19 protein-coding genes are annotated in these 15,558 nt (G+C 59.0%); 7 read left to right on the forward strand and 12 right to left on the reverse strand.

Annotated features, from left to right (window positions below):
• Positions 1–228: 228 nt before the first annotated feature.
• Positions 229–948, reverse strand: a complete 720-nt coding sequence (locus QWZ03_RS01725) for a Crp/Fnr family transcriptional regulator (RefSeq protein ID WP_290331145.1) — start codon at positions 946–948, stop codon at positions 229–231.
• Positions 949–1,089: 141 nt separating this feature from the next.
• Between QWZ03_RS01725 and QWZ03_RS01730 the strand changes: the two genes are divergently transcribed.
• Entirely contained in the window at positions 1,090–1,407 is a 318-nt protein-coding gene (locus QWZ03_RS01730; protein ID WP_290331146.1) for a hypothetical protein, read from the forward strand.
• Between the two features lie 93 nt (positions 1,408–1,500).
• On the opposite strand, the gene QWZ03_RS01735 is transcribed toward QWZ03_RS01730, so the two are convergent.
• Positions 1,501–1,860: a hypothetical protein gene (locus QWZ03_RS01735; RefSeq protein ID WP_290331147.1), complete on the reverse strand. Its 360-nt coding sequence runs from the start codon at positions 1,858–1,860 to the stop codon at positions 1,501–1,503.
• Between the two features lie 388 nt (positions 1,861–2,248).
• Between QWZ03_RS01735 and QWZ03_RS01740 the strand changes: the two genes are divergently transcribed.
• The 4 genes from QWZ03_RS01740 (at position 2,249) to QWZ03_RS01755 (ending at position 4,397) form a co-directional block, all read left to right on the forward strand.
• The gene (locus QWZ03_RS01740; RefSeq protein ID WP_290331148.1) at positions 2,249–2,617 is read left to right on the forward strand and encodes a PRC-barrel domain-containing protein; all 369 of its coding nucleotides are present in this window, start codon (positions 2,249–2,251) and stop codon (positions 2,615–2,617) included.
• 95 nt (positions 2,618–2,712) lie between these two features.
• Complete coding sequence (locus QWZ03_RS01745) at positions 2,713–3,294, forward strand: sterol desaturase family protein (protein ID WP_290331149.1); 582 nt, start codon at positions 2,713–2,715, stop codon at positions 3,292–3,294.
• 424 nt (positions 3,295–3,718) lie between these two features.
• Entirely contained in the window at positions 3,719–4,090 is a 372-nt protein-coding gene (locus QWZ03_RS01750) for a YXWGXW repeat-containing protein (protein WP_290331150.1), read from the forward strand.
• Positions 4,091–4,205: 115 nt separating this feature from the next.
• A complete protein-coding gene (locus tag QWZ03_RS01755; RefSeq protein ID WP_290331152.1) occupies positions 4,206–4,397 on the forward strand; it encodes a hypothetical protein in 192 nt (63 codons plus the stop codon).
• A gap of 184 nt (positions 4,398–4,581) precedes the next feature.
• Here the strand turns inward: QWZ03_RS01755 and QWZ03_RS01760 are convergent, their stop codons facing one another.
• Positions 4,582–5,319, reverse strand: a complete 738-nt coding sequence (locus QWZ03_RS01760; protein ID WP_290331153.1) for a Crp/Fnr family transcriptional regulator — start codon at positions 5,317–5,319, stop codon at positions 4,582–4,584.
• A gap of 684 nt (positions 5,320–6,003) precedes the next feature.
• Between QWZ03_RS01760 and QWZ03_RS01765 the strand changes: the two genes are divergently transcribed.
• Entirely contained in the window at positions 6,004–6,378 is a 375-nt protein-coding gene (locus QWZ03_RS01765) for a hypothetical protein (protein WP_290331155.1), read from the forward strand.
• A 51-nt stretch (positions 6,379–6,429) separates the two neighbouring features.
• Here the strand turns inward: QWZ03_RS01765 and QWZ03_RS01770 are convergent, their stop codons facing one another.
• The 6 genes from QWZ03_RS01770 to QWZ03_RS01795 all read right to left on the reverse strand — a co-directional run bounded on the left by QWZ03_RS01770 (position 6,430) and on the right by QWZ03_RS01795 (position 12,654).
• On the reverse strand, positions 6,430–7,578 hold the full coding sequence (locus QWZ03_RS01770; RefSeq protein WP_290331156.1) for an extracellular catalytic domain type 1 short-chain-length polyhydroxyalkanoate depolymerase: 1,149 nt from the start codon (positions 7,576–7,578) through the stop codon (positions 6,430–6,432).
• A gap of 49 nt (positions 7,579–7,627) precedes the next feature.
• Complete coding sequence (locus QWZ03_RS01775; protein ID WP_290331157.1) at positions 7,628–8,035, reverse strand: ribbon-helix-helix domain-containing protein; 408 nt, start codon at positions 8,033–8,035, stop codon at positions 7,628–7,630.
• A gap of 167 nt (positions 8,036–8,202) precedes the next feature.
• Positions 8,203–8,361, reverse strand: a complete 159-nt coding sequence (locus tag QWZ03_RS01780; protein ID WP_290331158.1) for a hypothetical protein — start codon at positions 8,359–8,361, stop codon at positions 8,203–8,205.
• A gap of 159 nt (positions 8,362–8,520) precedes the next feature.
• Positions 8,521–10,683, reverse strand: a complete 2,163-nt coding sequence (locus tag QWZ03_RS01785; RefSeq protein WP_290331159.1) for a catalase — start codon at positions 10,681–10,683, stop codon at positions 8,521–8,523.
• A 158-nt stretch (positions 10,684–10,841) separates the two neighbouring features.
• Entirely contained in the window at positions 10,842–11,318 is a 477-nt protein-coding gene (locus QWZ03_RS01790) for a hypothetical protein (protein WP_290331160.1), read from the reverse strand.
• Between the two features lie 262 nt (positions 11,319–11,580).
• Entirely contained in the window at positions 11,581–12,654 is a 1,074-nt protein-coding gene (locus tag QWZ03_RS01795; protein ID WP_290331161.1) for an OmpA family protein, read from the reverse strand.
• A gap of 217 nt (positions 12,655–12,871) precedes the next feature.
• Between QWZ03_RS01795 and QWZ03_RS01800 the strand changes: the two genes are divergently transcribed.
• On the forward strand, positions 12,872–13,141 hold the full coding sequence (locus QWZ03_RS01800) for a hypothetical protein (RefSeq protein WP_290331162.1): 270 nt from the start codon (positions 12,872–12,874) through the stop codon (positions 13,139–13,141).
• 30 nt (positions 13,142–13,171) lie between these two features.
• Here the strand turns inward: QWZ03_RS01800 and QWZ03_RS01805 are convergent, their stop codons facing one another.
• The 3 genes from QWZ03_RS01805 to QWZ03_RS01815 all read right to left on the reverse strand — a co-directional run bounded on the left by QWZ03_RS01805 (position 13,172) and on the right by QWZ03_RS01815 (position 15,424).
• Positions 13,172–13,708: a ferritin-like domain-containing protein gene (locus QWZ03_RS01805; protein ID WP_290331164.1), complete on the reverse strand. Its 537-nt coding sequence runs from the start codon at positions 13,706–13,708 to the stop codon at positions 13,172–13,174.
• 203 nt (positions 13,709–13,911) lie between these two features.
• A complete protein-coding gene (locus tag QWZ03_RS01810; RefSeq protein WP_290331165.1) occupies positions 13,912–14,736 on the reverse strand; it encodes a BON domain-containing protein in 825 nt (274 codons plus the stop codon).
• A 199-nt stretch (positions 14,737–14,935) separates the two neighbouring features.
• On the reverse strand, positions 14,936–15,424 hold the full coding sequence (locus tag QWZ03_RS01815; protein WP_290331166.1) for a CsbD family protein: 489 nt from the start codon (positions 15,422–15,424) through the stop codon (positions 14,936–14,938).
• Between the last annotated feature and the right edge of the window lie 134 nt (positions 15,425–15,558).

A 15,558-nucleotide genomic window follows, 5' to 3' on the forward strand; every position in this document is an offset into this window, starting at 1 on the left:
AGGCTGCAGGCCTAAAGGCGGTTGTCCGCCATCTACCTGTCGGGGTCGTTCAGCCGGTTGGCCTACCACGCAATGCCGTGACTAACTGTGCTTGACTGCTGTCTTCTGTTTGGCCTGGCGGGTAGGCATCGGGGAAGCACCCCAACTTGAGTCTGGGTCAGATCTGGCCTTGCCGTCTGTCTGCCAGCGGACAGAGCACCGTAGGGGTGCCGATCAAACAAACGACGATCAAACCGCCAGCTTCATGGGCAACAAGCGGTCATACTCGCGCTTGACCACCGCGTAGCATTCGCAGCTGCGCTTCTCCAGGCCAGGCCTGTCTACCACGGTGATATGCCCTCTGGCGTAGTGGATCAAGCCGCTCTTCTGCAGGTTCAGCGCCGCCTCGGTCACGCCTTCGCGGCGTACACCCAGCATATTGGCGATCAACTCCTGCGTCATGACCAACTCATTGGCGGGCAGCCGATCCAGGCTCAACAACAGCCAGCGGCATAGCTGCTGATCCAGCGAATGATGACGATTGCAGGCGGCGGTTTGCGCCATCTGGGTAATCAGCGCCTGGGTATAGCGCAGTAACAGGTGCAGCACCGGGCCGGAACGGTTGAACTCATCCTTGATCGATTTCGCACGCAGCCGATAGCCCACCCCGGCACTTTGCACCACGGCACGGCTGGGTGTGGTCTCGCCCCCCATGAACAACGACACCCCCACCAAACCTTCGTAACCCACGACGGCAATTTCGGCCGAGGCACCGTTCTCCATCACATACAGGAGCGAGACAATGGAAGAGAGAGGAAAATAGACATGGCTCATCTGGCTGCCAGATTCATACAGCACCTGGCCCAGCGGCATATCGACACGCTCCAGCATGGGCAACCAGCGCAACCATTCGGCATCGGGCAGGGCCGCGAGCAGATGGTTGGTCCTGGGGTTTAGCAACAAGTCCACATGGTGCTCCATCGTATACAGGCAAAGCGGGGCGCCGCCCATGTCACGGCGGCAACTGATTTCGAGTATACGCAGCCGACCACCATTGTTATGTTCGATACCGCACAGATGCTTATGCGGTGGATGCATAGGCTGGGTAGCATGAACGCATCCATCCACATCCTGCGGCACCCGAACGGCCACGCCGTTTCGACCGAGCTGGGCCATCAAGCGATAGGCCCGGGTTTCCTGCGGTACGCCAGCGGCGAGGGGGTGCACGAATTGGTGTTCCAGCCGGGCGGGACCGGCAATGGCGCAGACCCGGACGAGCACGCCCTGCGGCTCTACGACCCAACGCTGATCGATGTGGGTAGCAACCGCATGCGCTGGCAGGGTTATGAGCAGAAGCTGAGGGCAGAAGAAGACATGCCAGCCATGCAGGAATGGCTCTGCGAATTGACCGCCCCGCAGGAAGAGTAAGGCGGGCTGCGGAGCCATACGCATTCTGACGCGCAGGCGCCGCAAGCCGGCACCCGGTTCCGGGTGCATAAGATGTGGCGATTAACGCAAGAACTACGGCTTACCGCCCCTCCCCCGATGGTCTGCCAGCCAGCGCTGAATCTCCTGTTGCTGCAGTTTGCGCAGGCCCTCAGGCATGGTCAGATGCGATACATCCCAACCTTCCAGCGCGATCACCCGGTCCAGGCATGCCTGCAACCGTGCATGCGCTTCGGCCGTGGCTTCAGCAATCAGGTGATGTGTCTCGCGCAAGGGTGCGTCATCCCGACTCAGACAGGTTTGCTCATAGCCATGCACCTCACGCAATGCCAGCATCAACCGGGCTACCTGAGCCGGGCACGCGCATTGGTAGATCATGGCCTGGTCAATGATGTGCTCGAGTTGCTGATCCTGATACTTTTCCTGCAAGTTCATGGTGGCATCCCCTCCATGGCTAGTTATAGACAAACGAGCGCTGCCTTCGTGGTGTAGCTGACACCCTCAGCCACTAGTGTATGGGTGCAGCCGGCATGACAGGCATCCACACCATGGCGTATGCCCGCCCCGAGTGGACAAGCCGTCTGCCAGTCAAGGCAAGGCACCACCCATCTCAACCGGAGACCGACAAGCAAGCACGCTTGCCTGCCTGTGCTTGCCTCGATACCGGCCATCTCCGCACTATGTTCGATGCCGTACCGAAAAACCCCGCTAGCCGGATTAGTGTGTCCGTTGGAACTCAGCGTCGGCATGGTCAGGTGCAACCCTCGATTCGACCTTAGCTGCCTGACTTCCTGTTCCCCCAACCCGCCACAGGAGCATAGCGATGAGCCAGCTACAAGCGTTTTCCAATTCACCGGTCAAAGCCTCAAGCATGATCGGTACCAATGTGGTCAACCCGCACGACGACAATCTGGGCGATATCAAGGAAGTCGTCATCGACCCCAACACCGGCAAGGTGGCCTACGCCGTGGTGGCCTTTGGCGGTTTTCTCAGCATGGGCGAGAAGCTGTTCGCCGTGCCCTACAGCGCCTTCAAATACAACATCAGCAAGAACGAGTATGTACTCGACGTGGAGAAGGAAAAGCTGAAGGCCGCACCCGGATTCAGCGCCGACCACTGGCCTTCCATGGCAGATGAGAAGTGGAACCGTGATGTGTACAAGTTCTATGAGCGTCGCCCCTACTGGGAGTAAGGCCTCAAGCCGTCGCCCGGATGCCTCGCCCCCCTGCGCGGCATCCGGCTCCATGCGCACGCTGCAGGCTTTGCCAAATGGCGATAAGGAAAAACATGGCGCTATTTAGCCTGGAACATAGCAAGCTGGCCTACAGAGCCGATTTTGCCCTGTATGGCATGGCGGTCCTGGCTTTGGCGGGCTACCTGCTCCTCGCCAGCCCTTTGGCCGAGCATTGGACCATGCTGATTTACGCCCTGGTAGGCCTGGCCAGCTGGAGCGCCATGGAGTATGGCCTGCACCGTTTTGTGCTACACGGATTGCAGCCGTTTCGTCGCTGGCACGCGGCGCATCATCAGCGCCCCGCTGCGCTTATCTGCATCCCCACGGTCATCAGCGCCTTGCTGATCGGCGGAGTGGTTTTTCTCCCCGCCTTGGTATTGATAGGCCACTGGCACGCCAGTGCCCTCACGCTGGGGATTTTGGCTGGTTACCAGGGCTATGCCATTACCCACCATGCCATCCACCACTGGCATACCGACAGCGCCTGGCTGAAGCGCCGCAAGCGTTGGCATGCCTTGCATCATTACGCCGCAAAGCCTGCCTGCTATGGCGTAACCAGCAATGCATGGGATTGCCTCTTGGGCACCCGCCAACAAGTACAGCGTCAGCGTTTGAACGATGATCCCCCTCGCTAAAAACCAGCGTAGCGGCACCTGCCATGATGTGGCGCTGCCCTGCTGCCAAACCATGATGATGCGATCCAAACCGGGGACACGGGCTGGCTCGCCAAAGGGGGCGACGTTTTGGCTGCTCGGCCAGAGTGCAGCATCGGTGGGACTGAGCGAGCGGGCGTCGTCCCAGGCGGAGAAGCATGAGGCGCACGTTGCAGTGTGCTTGGCGCCCCCAGCCTGACTTGTATCCCGACCCAGGGCACGACTACCCCTCGCTATGCGCGATATCGAACGGACACCGGAGGTTTGGACGATTAGGGTAGCGGTGTTCATTCCATTGCTGCGGCAGCCCGGTGCCCACGCACCACGTTGGCTGCAACGTGCAACCAAGCAGGTAGTGGCGGGTCACGTTACCAGGCAGCCTGCGTAGGGATAGAAGGAGAACCTGATGTTCAGAAAACTGCTCTGGTTTACCGCGATAGCGGCCTCCGTCGCTACCGCCTTGCCCCTGGCATCGGCTACGCAGGTCGGCATATCCATCAATATTGCACCGCCGGCTCCGCGCCATGCGACCGAGCCGAGATTTCGCCACGGCCATGTATGGGCGCCGGGACACTGGCGCTGGAATGGTCGTCACCATATCTGGATTGAAGGCCGCTGGTTACGCGAGCGGCCAGGCTACAGCTACAACCAGCCACAGTGGTTCAGGCGTGATGGCCGGTGGCAGTTCGACGGTGGGCACTGGTCACGGCGTGACACAAGACGGGATGGCCACACTGATCGACACGATCGGCATGACGGTCGCCGACCTCGACCCTGACTGAACGAGGAGGCCTGTCAGTACCTCTATCGACAATGTGCTGATTTGCGCCCGAAAACCAGGCCCGGGCAGGCAGGACATGGGCTTGATCAAACTGCGAGCAAGGAGAAATGATATGTCTCAATACAATCAGGGCGGCAATGCCGGCGCAGATACTGCAGAGCAAGCAGAGGAACGTCGTGATGCAGACCGGCGTATGTCACCAGCGCAGGACGAAGGCGACTGGCAATGGCAGAATCAATTGCTGAACGGCAATGAGCGGCGGAATGACCACAGGCGCCAGGTCGACAACACACAGACGGATTGAGCGCCTGTTAGGAATTCAGGTCATTGCTCGGTAAGAATGGGTTGAGCAGGCCCCAGGGCAATCCTGGCGCCATACCTTAGCGCTCTGCCGGATTGATGGCGGCACTGCTTACTACAACCCCCTCGCCATAATGGGTTGCGTTCACCAAAGGGCACGCATGAAGCCGATTGAGCGTGCCCCGCCGCTAACTGGCCACTACGTCGGCTTCAGATACCGAGGCCATAGGCAGCAATCTGTCCTGCTCGCGCTTGACCACGGCGTAGCACTCGCAACTGCGTTGCTCCAGCCCTTTACGGTCCAGCACCTGGATATGGCCACGGGTATAGCGTATCAAGCCAGCCTTCTGCAGCTTGAAGGCCGATTCGGTAATCCCTTCACGCCGCACGCCCAGCATGCTGGCGATCATTTCCTGCGTCATGGTCACTTCATTGCTCTCCAGCCTATCCAGGTTGACTAACAGCCAGCGGCACAATTGCTGGTCCACCGAATGGTGCCGGTTACAGGCAGCGGTCAGGCAGAGCTGGGTAATCAGGCTTTGGGTGTAGCGCAGCAATAATTGGGCAACGAATTGAGACCGAAAGAACTCCTCCTGCATGGCACATGCCTTGATCCGAAACCCTTTACCCGCGCTTTGCACCACCGCGCTATAGGGTGTGGTGCCGCTGCCTATCATCAGCGGCAGGCCTATCAGGCCATCGTTGCCGATGACGGCGACCTCGGTCGAGGCGCCATTTTCCATCACGCACAGCAAGGAGATGATGGCCGTAGTCGGAAAGTACACATGGTGCATATGGCCGCCGGCGCCGCGCAGTATCTGCCCGGCCAGCAATTCGACAGGCTCCAGCAGCTGGCGCCAGCGTTGTCCGTCTGTATCGGGTAGCGAAGCAAACAAGCGATTCTTTTGGGGATGAAGGTCATGCACAGTACGGGCTCCGGAAATGGGGCGGACCAGCCGCCAACGTGCCTTGCAAGGCATCTGGCCAAATTGTATCCAGCCACCACAACCCACTATGTTCGATAGCGAACATACCATCGCAAGCCCCAATTGCCGGCTTGCTAGTCACCCTGCCGCGCCAGTCTGGCCTGGCTTCAAGCAAGGGCTGCTACAGAGTGGGTACACATGCAGTTGGCATGACACTAACTTGCCCGACCACCCCCATGCTCGATTGCTTGGATGGCCTATCCATAAGGACATAGGGGAGTGAGGGTATCGGGCGACGAGACGTGAGATGGGGTGGACAACGATTTAATCCACAACTTGGCCGCTGGACTGAGGTACCGGAAAGACGCACATCGCACTTCCCTGACAACTAACACTACTACTAGGCTACGCCAAGGCAGAATCGTTGTGTCCAAGCCCTTACGACACGGCAGGAAGGCTTGTGAAGATGGCCGCTAACTCCCGCTAACGCAGGATAGCGGCCTGGATGACAGACCGGCACAGACTAAAACTACCCGCACATGTTTGGCAGCAGCGGAGCAGCACACCCTACCTGATTTGCATAAGCGCGCTACCGTACGGAATCCAGGCCAGGGACTCACTACTGTTCCAGCTAAACCTGACCGCCATCGAAGGTGAGTTACAGGATTCACTCAGGAGGCCATCATGACCAAGCCCAACGCGCCCAGCACCACCAGACTTGCTACCCATACCAGCATACGCGGCGCAAACGCAGGCTACACCCGCTTGTGCCTGGTTTCCGTTGCCGCCGCCGACGCGGCCAAGGCGCTGATTACCCGGGCCGCCCGCCACAGTGGCTTTCAGGACAACTACCGACGCTGCAGTGCGATCCCAAGGGGTGCATTGCTACAGCGCTATCTGGTCGCCAGGGGCAGGCGTACGCAACGCTATTACCAGGCCATAGAAACCTATCTGGGTACCTATAGACAAGACTTCACACAGCCCTTGTGCGCAGCCGATCTGATATCGCGCAGGAGAGTGGCCCTACAACCCTTTACCAGCAAACAGCAGGCCAAATGACGCGTTGGCCTGAATACCTGCTCTGGCTAGGGTAAAGCGCATCATTACCGCTCACTGGCTGGCGGGATGCGCAAGAAAGAATCGCACCATTTCTTGGCTGGCGTCAGGGCCGCGCGGGTCGGTATAGCTGCCCGCGCCACTCCCACCAGACCAAGCATGCCCTGCGCCATGCACCAGCCAATGCTCGGCAACGCTAGTGCCAGCTTCATCATGATGTGTAGTGACGGTAAAGCGATGGCCGCCTTTTACCTGGCCCCGCCATTCGCTGGTGCGCCCCTTGATGGCGGCACTACCCGCCTGGCCGGCACCGCCCGGTTTTGCTTGCTTGATGGCATGAATGCCATTGGCGGGGTGGACAGTGGTATCCCTATCGCCATGAAAGACGATCATGGGCAGCGTGCTGTGCGCAGGACGCCTGACGCTGGCAGACCCCGTTGATCCAGGGCCGCGTTGCATGGCAGCCAATGCCGATGGCAGATCGGTGGCCATCCCATAAGGTATGCCCGAATGCACGCCCACCGCTGCATACAGATCGGGATAGGTTGCCCCCATCACCATGGCCATGGCGCCTCCCGCCGAGAGCCCTGCCACATAGACGCGGCGGGTATCGACGGGGTAGCGCTGTATGACTTCGCGCGTCATGCCGGCGATGATGGCAGGTTCACCCTGATCGCGCTGCTGATCGGCATGCTTGAACCAGTTCCAACAGCGGGTGTGGTTGGCCTGCGATGACTGTGCCGGATACAGCACGATGCAGGGCATGGACTCGGCAATGGCATTCATCCTTGTGCCCGCAGCAAAATCATCGGGAGATTGGGTGCAGCCATGCAGCATGACTATCATGGGCAGCATCTGCTGGTGGTGACCACTGGGTATATAGAGCTTGTAGCTGCGGGTACCCGCCATGCAACTGAAACTACCATCGATAAAGCGCAGATCGTCATGCCCCGGCGTGGTGGTAGATGATGCCGACTCGCTGACTGGCCCCGCCGTGCGCTGTGCGGCACGCGGTTTAGGGGGGTCAACGCGCTCAAAGCAGCCCTCAATGACCCGAGCCTGTTCAAACGGCGGCACCACGCCAGCAGGTGTGGTCAGCCCCCCACCCAGTGTCTGCTGTATCAAGGCTGTTGCATCCATCAAGCGACCCATAGCCGTCAAACGACTTACTTCCGGGAATAGGCCTTGCACGCGTTTACTCATTTCTTGCCCCTTCAGGCAGCCGCTGCAGCAAAGGCTGGGGCAGCTGTAATCAATGTATCCGTTCAGCCAAGGCCGCTCTGATAGCCGGACTGGCCTGCAAAACCCCCAATACGTAAATCGACTCTATGGTGGCGAGGGCGAGCTCCACCGAGACATCGTCATCAATGCTCGCCAGCCCTACTACCTGGATCTGAAGCTGCTCACCGCGTGCCCTCACGGCCTCCAACGCCTGTCGGGTGAAATGCTGTAAACCCAGGGTCAGGGTATGGCGGGCCACGGCCTGCTTAACAACTTCACCATGGCTGCTCAATAGGTTGCGTACCGCCGTACGCATGAAGTCGGTGCGGTTGGAGTAAAACCCCTCCTGCACCAACAGGTCTATCTGCCCCAGGTCAACCACGCCCAGATTGATGGTGATCTTCTCTGTTTCACCAGCCTTAAGCCGCATGTCCTTCATAAAACCATCCCCACACCATCCATATGGATGGTTAATGTAGGCCTTTGGCTGGGGGTGTCAAGCACAACAGTGGCAAGATGGTCGGAAAAATCAGCCTGGCGACCTTGACACTGCATCGGTCGAGCCCGTTTGCAGGCAAATAGGAGGAAGATGCATTGCCTAGCGGCTTATACGACTGACACCGCAAGCAGGGACAGCGCCACAACGATAAGCAACAAGGCGGCCAGCCGAATGCCCAAAGGCAAGGCGAATCCGCCAAACAAAGGGGGAACCAGATTGCCGGCTATGTCACGGTGGCTGTGGGGCAGCCTGAAGTGTTTATCCATGGTGTAACTCCTCGTCGCATTCAACACACGCGCCAGCGCGTGTTGGAAAGTTAAATGCGGTCAATACACCATGGCAGAGGGGCGCCCCCTGGTCTGTACGCTCCCCAACCTAGCCTGCGTCAGGCTGACCAAGCGCCCTATCCAGCTGACGCGCAAGCGCTACACCACCACCGCCTTCATCTCCCTACGCCAATGTCGGTGCAGTGCCACGGCGGCGATGAAATCTGCCGCCACCGTGCTGGTCGCTGCATGCCTCCCCAGGATGATTCCTGCCGAGGAGTCGGCCACCCCTTCCTGTGCGCTCCTTGCATAGGCAGCATCGACCAGCTCACAGCCCTCGCACGTGGCCGCAATGGTCTTACAGTGCCTGTAGGCCTCATCGATGAACTGCAAGGCGGCACCCTCGCGCTTGAGCGTGGCAACGCTGCCCGCTCCGCCAGGCACATAGATGGCATCGAACAGAACGGAGCTGGTCGTCAGCAAGCTATGATCGACCTGTATTTCTGTCCCACCCACACCTGTCAGCACCCCGCCTCTCGGGGCGACGACCCGGCCATGTGCACCAGCGGCGAAGAGTGCATTGAACATGGCAAGCAGGGCCACCTCATCCACCCCGTCGGCAGCCAGTATGGCGACCTTGCGGCTTCTGATGCCTTCGACCGCCTTGTTGGCCATGCTCAAGGCAGCAGAGCTACCCACATGCAGACTGATGGGCCTGGGTTCGTAGGCTTCGGTTCGGGCATCGGCCGGCACCGCATGATTTAGCGGGGGCGCCACGGACTCGGGTACGGCAATACCCAGCCCAGTGGCCACGCGGGCCGCCAGTGTGCCATCGACGTGCGCCAGCATACCCAGCATGCGTTCGCGTACAGCCGCTGTCTGGAGCTTGCCCAGTTCGAATTGGAAAGCACTCACGATATGCGCCTGCTCCCAATCAGACTGGCTGTGGAAGAACATCGCAGCCTGGCTGAAATGATCGAAGAATTTCTGGCCTTTTCCACGGGTCTTGTAGGCCTGGGTGGTTTCGCCATAACTGACAAAACCACCCATCTTGATTCCGGCCTGCATAGGGCAGCCGCCACCCAGCGTATTGGGCGAATAGGCCACGCCACCTTTATCGATGGCTTGGCGCATATGCCCATCGCGCTGGTTGTTATGCATGTCCGCCACGGTGCGATTAATGGGTATCTCGTGGAAATTGGGCCCCCCAAGTCGACTCAGCTGGGTATCGGTATAAGAAAACAAACGCCCCTGCAGCAGGGGGTCATCGGTAAAGTCTATGCCAGGCACCAGGTGGCCTGGGTGAAAAGCCACCTGCTCGGTCTCGGCAAAGTAATTGTCCGGATTGCGATTCAACACCATCTTGCCGATGCGCAGTACAGGGACCAGTTCTTCCGGAATCAGCTTGGTGGGGTCGAGCAGATCAAAGTCGAACTTATGCTCATCTTCATCCTCGACTATCTGCACACCCAGCTCCCACTCCGGGAAGTCACCGATCTCTATGGCCTCCCATAGATCACGCCGCTGAAAATCCGGGTCTTGCCCGGATATCAGCATGGCTTCGTTCCAGGCAACCGTATGCACGCCCAGGAGTGGCTTCCAATGAAACTTCACAAACCGCGACTTGCCCTGCGCATTGATAAAACGAAAGGTATGAACACCAAAGCCCTCCATCATGCGCAGGCTGCGAGGCATGGCGCGATCCGACATCACCCACATGATCATGTGCAGGGATTCAGGCATCAGCGAAATAAAGTCCCAGAACGTATCGTGCGCCGAGGCGGCCTGTGGAATCTCGTTATGCGGCTCCGGCTTGACGGCATGGATCAGGTCGGGGAATTTGATTGCGTCCTGGATAAAAAACACCGGCATGTTATTGCCGACCAGGTCGTATATGCCTTCGTTGGTATAGAACTTCACCGCAAAGCCGCGGACATCCCTGGCCATATCAGATGAGCCACGTGAACCGGCAACGGTAGAGAAACGGGCAAACACCGGCGTCTTCTCCGCCGGATTCTGCAGGAAACCTGCCTGTGTCAATTCGGCCTGCGATGCGTAAACCTGGAAGTAACCATGGGCTCCCGCACCACGGGCGTGGACGGCACGCTCAGGGATACGCTCATGATCGAAGTGTGTGATCTTCTCCCGCAGGATGAAATCCTCCAGCAGGCTAGGACCACGCTCGCCGGCCTTGAGCGAATTCTGGTCGTCGTTGATGCGCAGCCCCTGATCAGTGGTGAGGTACTGACCGGCGCTTTGCTGGCCAAACAACTCCAGATCATCTCGCTTGGCATCACCATCAGTCTGTTTACCCTTTTCCATCCCGTACTCCTCGCGCTGATGGCGGTGATCAGGCTAGCGACATCAGGTTGGGCCATAAAGCAATTATCAAAAACGCCATGAAGGAAGCGCTCGCCGCCCTTTAAGAACGGATCGAGCGCGCCTCAGCCACAGCAGCTATCACACTGATTGTTTCTGCCTCAAGCCCGGTCGCTCGCGCCTTTGGCCTCTTGCTTGCCAACGCTAGGAGCCGGGTGATGCGAACCATGCACGGGTGAACGTTCAATGGGATGACTCGCACGGTCGGTCGTGTCGGCCCGGCTGAGTTCGTACTCATCGGTCGGCGCCGACAAATCACCTCGATATGCCTCGAGATAAGCATTGATAGCACTGTAGTAGCGCTGCGTACTGCGCTCGAACATGGCCTGGTAGCGCTGTATGGCTTCCCCCCCCGCCTTGGCATACGCCGCGAAGAAGCTCAGCGGCAAATCTGCACTCACAATGGGTAGCAAGGGCATGGTCAGGCCCTCAGGTTTGCGTGCAGCACTTTTGGACTCAGCCTTGGACTCAGCCTTGGACTCAGCCTTGGAGCCATCCCTATGTTCGACCTTGGTTGTGGCATGGTGATCGCGGGTAGCGGGGGCATGCCCCGACTCGGCTTCACGTCGTGGAGACATCAAAGCGCTCTGCTGGCTACTGATTTTCGGGGCAGGTCCTGCAGTCTTGTTGCTGCCGTTGCTTGTGCTCTGTACGCTGGGCTTGTTCATTGTTACCTCCATTGTGAATCCCGCGACCCCGGAATGGGCGGGTGTAGTAAGGGGCATTGGAACAATAATGATTCCGCGCCCCCCGGTCAGTGCGCTAGCGCGCATATGCTTTCTGTATGACTGGCGCGGCCTACCTGTCCCAGCCATGCACGGCCAATTACTGCAGAGCGGCCTATTGGCTCGGCCGCTCGAGTTCGATGCGCTCGATCACGACACGACGATTGCCTTCCAGGCAGTGGATCAGCTCGGTACGTCCCTGCTGACGGCAATCCACCACGGGCTGACTCTCGCCGCGCCCCACGGCCAGCAGCCGATCAGCGGCTACTGCTCTATTGACCAGATAGGCCTTGACTGCCTCGGCTCGCCGTTGCGACAAGGCTTGGTTGTAAAACGCCGTACCCAGGCGATCGGTGTGTCCGGTAATGACGATTTCGCCTATCTGCTGGTTATGGCTTAAGGCATTGGCAATCTCATCCAGCTTGGGCTGCAACACCCCCAGCTCGGCACTGTCAAACTCAAACAGTTCGGTGGATGACAAGCTGTAGCGCTCGAACTGGGGCGTCGGTGCTTCGGGCGCAGTGGCAAACGCCACACGGGCCGGCATCATCACGGGTTCGGGCGGTGCCACCATACGAGCAACGGGTGCGGGCGTGCGGGGTTTGTCAAAGGCGTAGGTCAGGCCCAATGACAGTACGGTGGTACTGGCACGGTCAAAGCTGAAATCATTGCCACCGAGATAACTACGTGCGCGGCGCACATCGGCCTGCATACCCCATTGGTTATCAAAGCCATATTGAAACCCCAGGCCAGCATTGATATAGGGCGAGGTGCGCTGCGCTTCTGCCCCATGCATGCCAGCTTTGTCGTATTCGGCACCCAGCCCCAGCAGCAGGAAGGGCCGAAAGTCCTCGCGTGACATGACATAGAGCGCATCGATACCCACGGTGACCTGCCGGTAGCGTTGGCCGCCATCATGGACTCTGGCGGCTGCAGGCCCGAACTGGATATCCCAGTCTGGCGATACCGGTTTTCCCAGACGCAAAGCACCGCCCGTGCCACGGTGCCCGGTACCAAAGCGGCTATCCGGGTCCATGCTGATGACGCTGGGTGCGACATACCAAGAGGCGTTGTAGTAGTTGTAGCTGCCCGGCGCCGAGCCGTAACGGCTGTCTTGGGCCAAGGCCATGCTGGCGGCGGAGCAGCCCAGCAAGGAAACGGCTAACGCAATGCTTTTGATGTGGTTCATGTTGACCTCGTGTCGTAGTGATGGCTGACCTTGACTGAGTAAGAAAGCCACCAAGGTCATGAGATACGGCTGCCAGCAGGGTGCGCGGCAGGAAAGTGCTGGTCTGTACGCTCGCGCACATCGCCATGGCAAGAAGAGGCATCCAATATGGGGACAAGCTGCAGAACATCGCGGGCCAAGCCGCATCCGGCGGCCTGGGTAGGGGCGGGAGGAAGTCATGCCGATAGACTTGGTACGGCCAGTGGAACGCACTGCCACAACAGAAAAGGTGCGCGCGGTCTACGACTGGGGTGACAGTCTGCGTAACCGCGTATGGAACATGGAAACCCAGCGCAAGGTGACTTCTGCCCGCTTGCTGGACAGGTTGTTCGGTCAGGCGGACATAGCGTCAGCGCCTTCATCCCCCCCAGCACGGGCAGGCCATACCGCCCCTACGCCGGGCGTGGAGAACGGGCTACTGGGTGGGCTGCTGGACACAGAGGCCTAACGCAGGCCACCCAACCATCGTCGTTGCGTATTAGGACAAGAGATCTCGCATATCTTCTGCGTGCTGCTCTTCCACCGCCATGATGCCGACCAGCATATGGCGCGTCGTCGGATCGGCGTCGCCCAGGGTTTCTATCATCTGGCGATACGATTCAATCGCCACCCGCTCGGCGATCAGATTGGCCTTGATCATGTCCTCTATGCTGGCCGAATCATCATATTCCGCATGGCTGCGCGCCATCAGCGTGGCGGGATTGAAGTCGGGCTCCCCATTCAGTTGCACGATACGCTCCGCCAGCAGGTCGGCATGACCTTGCTCCTCCTGCGCATGTTGCAGGAATTCGGCCTTGATAGGCCCATTCTGCAGTCCGTTCGCCGTGTAGTAATGGCGCTTGTAGCGCAAGATACAGACCAGCTCGGTCGCCAGCGCTCCATTCAGCATGGCGACAACAGCCTCCCGGTCTGCCTGGTAGCCTACCGTTACTGCCCCATCGTAGAACTGCCTGGCGGCAGCCCTGATAGCCTCCACATCGATACCCGGAGGTAAAGCTGATTGCACTTCATCCATGATTGTTCTCGCTCGCCATCACTTGCAATGAGTGAAAGTGCGCACCCCAGTGTCACAATGCGCACGCCATCTGGCAGATAGGAAGGCCTGCCTCACTGTCAGATAACGACGTTATAAGCACTATTACCATCCCAATCAGTTCGCTACCGAACAGAAAACCCCGTTAGCGGATCATCGCTAGCGGGGTTTCGTCAGGGGTGCTGCTAGAAAGTGAGAGCCTTGGAGTTCACCTGTCTTACGCCACGGACGTTTTTGGCCAGCTCTATGGCCAGCGCACGCTCGGCACCACTGGCCAGTTTGCCGCTGAGCGTGACGTTGCCGCCCTTGGTACTGACCTTGATATCGGACCCCGTCACATTGCTGGAGTAAAGCAAAGTCGATTTCACCTTGGTGGTGATCCAGCTATCTGCCACATCCCGACCTGCTCCGGCCATGGCAGACTGTGTGGCATCGACCATGCCAGGCTTGCCGGGTGTCACCGCCAGCTGATTGTTGACCGAGACCACGCCGCGGGTATTCATGGCAAGTCGTCCTGCCAACTCCTTGGCGGCGGCACTGTCGGTCGTACCCTTCAAGGTGACCTTGCCCCGCGTGCTATCGACTTCGGTCGCCACCCCGCTGGTGTGCTTGCTCCAGGCCAGCTTGGATTTGATGGTGGTCGAAATGGTGGCATCATCGATACGGTCCCCATAACTGCGGTCGGCGGGCGAGGCAGGGGCGACATACTCGCTCAGCACCACGATCTGGTTATCCACTTCCTTGATACCGGTGACACCCAGGGCGATCTCCTGCGCCAGATCCTTGTTGACATCGTCTGCCACCTTGCCGGTCAGGGTCGCCTTGCCAGCCTGCACCGCCACCTTGAGATCATGGGCGCGCAAATAGGGGCTCAGCGCATAGGTAGTCCATATCTGGGTTTCCTGGCGGGCGTCGATCACGTTCTGCGCAACGGTATCTGCCGAAACGATGCCACCTGTCGCCAACAGGACGCACGACAGGAGCAGGTTCTTGGGTTTGAGCTTGTACATGATGCTTCTCCATTTTATGGGCATAGAGCCAGGAGAGCGCAGTCAAAGGCTGCCTCCTGCGGGCGATAGGGAATCCGTGGAAAAATCCCAAGCTCTGTCTATCGATGCTTGTTTCGCCGATGCATGCACGGATGCTTGCAGACTCCCTGGATGATGGCTGCCCCAGCCCGATCTGACCGGGCAAGGGCAGCCGGCATGCTCAGCAATTGCACTTGTCGATAAAGGTCTTCACCTGCTTGTCAGCCTCGCCGCGGGGTATGGCATATCGCTCTTGCACTAGTGCGGAGAGCTTTTGTTCCTGGCCGCCGGACTTCAGCAACTCGTCCTCGGTCAACTTGCCCCAGGCAGTGTGGGCCTGACCTACAAATTGCTGCCACTTCCCCTTGAACTTGTCGCTACCCGTTTCGGCAGCTTGTAGTGGCTGGCCTACCGGGTCACCGTCCTCGTCGTCCTTGTTCAAGGGAGGTGGCGTATTGGAAAAAACCTTGGTGGCAGGCTGCGCATCTTTGGTCAGCGGCGCATCAGGCGCATCCGCCTGCTTTTCGGTTTCCCGATCACTGTTCTTTTCGCGCAAGGTCTGTGGGGGCTGATTGATCAAGGGCTCATTCTTGTTGGATGCGCCCGTATGGGGCGGAAGGGCGCCCTTGCTGGAGCCATTGCCGGTATTCGGTAGGGTGGGTTTTTGCATGATGTAGCCTCTGATGAGTGTCCCGCGCCCTGCGATATTGCGGGTGTCGGGATAGTGAAAGCACTCAAACATTGGGCCTATTGCAGGGGAATGTATGTACGCTAGCGATCTTAAAGCCCATTCCGCAGTGAATG

Origin of the sequence: Chitinimonas viridis, from assembly GCF_030409555.1 — a bacterium.
Classification (GTDB): Bacteria; Pseudomonadota; Gammaproteobacteria; order Burkholderiales; family Chitinimonadaceae; genus Chitinimonas; species Chitinimonas viridis.

Excerpts from the sequence above, each read along its gene's own strand:
- QWZ03_RS01730 (WP_290331146.1), top strand. The coding sequence starts at position 1,090 with ATGAACGCATCCATCCACATCCTGCGGCACCCGAACGGCCACGCCGTT.
- QWZ03_RS01735 (WP_290331147.1), bottom strand. The coding sequence starts at position 1,860 with ATGAACTTGCAGGAAAAGTATCAGGATCAGCAACTCGAGCACATCATT.
- QWZ03_RS01740 (WP_290331148.1), top strand. The coding sequence starts at position 2,249 with ATGAGCCAGCTACAAGCGTTTTCCAATTCACCGGTCAAAGCCTCAAGC.
- QWZ03_RS01745 (WP_290331149.1), top strand. The coding sequence starts at position 2,713 with ATGGCGCTATTTAGCCTGGAACATAGCAAGCTGGCCTACAGAGCCGAT.
- QWZ03_RS01750 (WP_290331150.1), top strand. The coding sequence starts at position 3,719 with ATGTTCAGAAAACTGCTCTGGTTTACCGCGATAGCGGCCTCCGTCGCT.
- QWZ03_RS01755 (WP_290331152.1), top strand. The coding sequence starts at position 4,206 with ATGTCTCAATACAATCAGGGCGGCAATGCCGGCGCAGATACTGCAGAG.
- QWZ03_RS01765 (WP_290331155.1), top strand. The coding sequence starts at position 6,004 with ATGACCAAGCCCAACGCGCCCAGCACCACCAGACTTGCTACCCATACC.
- QWZ03_RS01770 (WP_290331156.1), bottom strand. The coding sequence starts at position 7,578 with ATGAGTAAACGCGTGCAAGGCCTATTCCCGGAAGTAAGTCGTTTGACG.
- QWZ03_RS01775 (WP_290331157.1), bottom strand. The coding sequence starts at position 8,035 with ATGAAGGACATGCGGCTTAAGGCTGGTGAAACAGAGAAGATCACCATC.
- QWZ03_RS01780 (WP_290331158.1), bottom strand. The coding sequence starts at position 8,361 with ATGGATAAACACTTCAGGCTGCCCCACAGCCACCGTGACATAGCCGGC.
- QWZ03_RS01785 (WP_290331159.1), bottom strand. The coding sequence starts at position 10,683 with ATGGAAAAGGGTAAACAGACTGATGGTGATGCCAAGCGAGATGATCTG.
- QWZ03_RS01790 (WP_290331160.1), bottom strand. The coding sequence starts at position 11,318 with ATGTCTCCACGACGTGAAGCCGAGTCGGGGCATGCCCCCGCTACCCGC.
- QWZ03_RS01795 (WP_290331161.1), bottom strand. The coding sequence starts at position 12,654 with ATGAACCACATCAAAAGCATTGCGTTAGCCGTTTCCTTGCTGGGCTGC.
- QWZ03_RS01800 (WP_290331162.1), top strand. The coding sequence starts at position 12,872 with ATGCCGATAGACTTGGTACGGCCAGTGGAACGCACTGCCACAACAGAA.
- QWZ03_RS01805 (WP_290331164.1), bottom strand. The coding sequence starts at position 13,708 with ATGGATGAAGTGCAATCAGCTTTACCTCCGGGTATCGATGTGGAGGCT.
- QWZ03_RS01810 (WP_290331165.1), bottom strand. The coding sequence starts at position 14,736 with ATGTACAAGCTCAAACCCAAGAACCTGCTCCTGTCGTGCGTCCTGTTG.
- QWZ03_RS01815 (WP_290331166.1), bottom strand. The coding sequence starts at position 15,424 with ATGCAAAAACCCACCCTACCGAATACCGGCAATGGCTCCAGCAAGGGC.